The following is a 1,185-nucleotide window of genomic DNA, read 5'->3' on the forward strand; positions in this document are numbered from 1 at the left end:
ATCTTTGTCTTCAGTTAAACTGACCGATTGCAAATCAAAGCTGGCTGGTAAGCGCGCGAAAAATTGCGTGCCCTGCCCCGGAAATCCCTCGGCCTGATAATCATCGATGTAAGCCGTCAACTTGTATCGGGTGCTTTCAGCAATTTCTCCGGATACCGTTGAAAACACGCTCACGTCTTTATAATCGTAGGCACGCTCACTTGCATACTGAAGACCATCGTACGGTGACGTATAGTTGTATGCTAGGTCTTGATCACCTTGGCGCGTAATAGCAACACCGGTATTTAACCTAGCATTGCCAATGCCCTGAGACACAAACGCTGATGCGTCGCCATAATTTGATTCACTTGCTCTGACTGATGCGGTTGAGAACCGCTCCAAAGAAACGGGCAATCACGTTAAAAGGATGGCCTTAACCAGTAAGGTTCTTGGCGAGGCCTACGGCTTAGATCGCCATGATGTTAAAATCTTGTATAAAGCAGCGCCATTACACGACATTGGCAAAATTGCGATTCCGGATCACATACTCAACAAACCAGGCAAACTCACTCCAGAGGAGTGGGAAACCATGAAAACGCATGCCCAAATCGGGCACGACATTCTAGCCTCATCGGAGCTGGAAGTACTGCGCGCCGGGGCCGTTGTTTCCGTCGGTCACCATGAAAACTGGGATGGCTCAGGCTATCCCAAAGGCATCGCAGGCGAAAACATCCCCATCTTTGCCAGAATTGCAGCCCTCGCAGATGTATTTGATGCACTGATCAACAAGCGCAGCTATAAACACGCTTGGGATATTGAAGATGTAAGAAAGTTCTTTGTGGAAATGAATGGCGTTAAATTTCAGCCAGAGTTGGTTGATCTACTGTTCGAGAATGAAGCAAAACTTCTTGAGATACAGCGTGCCTATCCCGATTAATCCACAACAAAGATTGATAGGCTGCCTCCGCCACGCTGTCAGTGAATTCCACGCATCATAAAGAAAGCACTTTCTCTAAAACCTCAAAGTAAGTGATCTAGCTCAAGCGCTAACGATACAGGGCTTGAGTGAAACATGCTCTAATAGCGCAATGCTTAAAGAGCATTTTGGCTCAAATGTAACGACAAAAATCCAATAATACGTTGCCGGAGCGGATGGATGATCGAGAACACTGCAAGCCTGCGCCTGAAGTTCGCGCAACAACGCTG

General features: G+C 47.3%; 2 protein-coding genes. One reads left to right on the top strand and one right to left on the bottom strand.

Translation table 11 applies throughout. From position 1 onward, the window contains the following. Nucleotides 1–315, bottom strand: a 315-nt coding sequence (locus A3750_RS15710; protein WP_156498637.1) for a hypothetical protein, incomplete at its 3' end; no start/stop codon positions are given. A 37-nt stretch (nucleotides 316–352) separates the two neighbouring features. Between A3750_RS15710 and A3750_RS15715 the strand changes: the two genes are divergently transcribed. Then, on the top strand, nucleotides 353–916 hold the full coding sequence (locus A3750_RS15715) for an HD-GYP domain-containing protein (protein WP_156498638.1): 564 nt from the start codon (nucleotides 353–355) through the stop codon (nucleotides 914–916). Nucleotides 917–1,185: the final 269 nt, after the last annotated feature.

Source organism: Oleiphilus sp. HI0079, assembly GCF_001635105.1.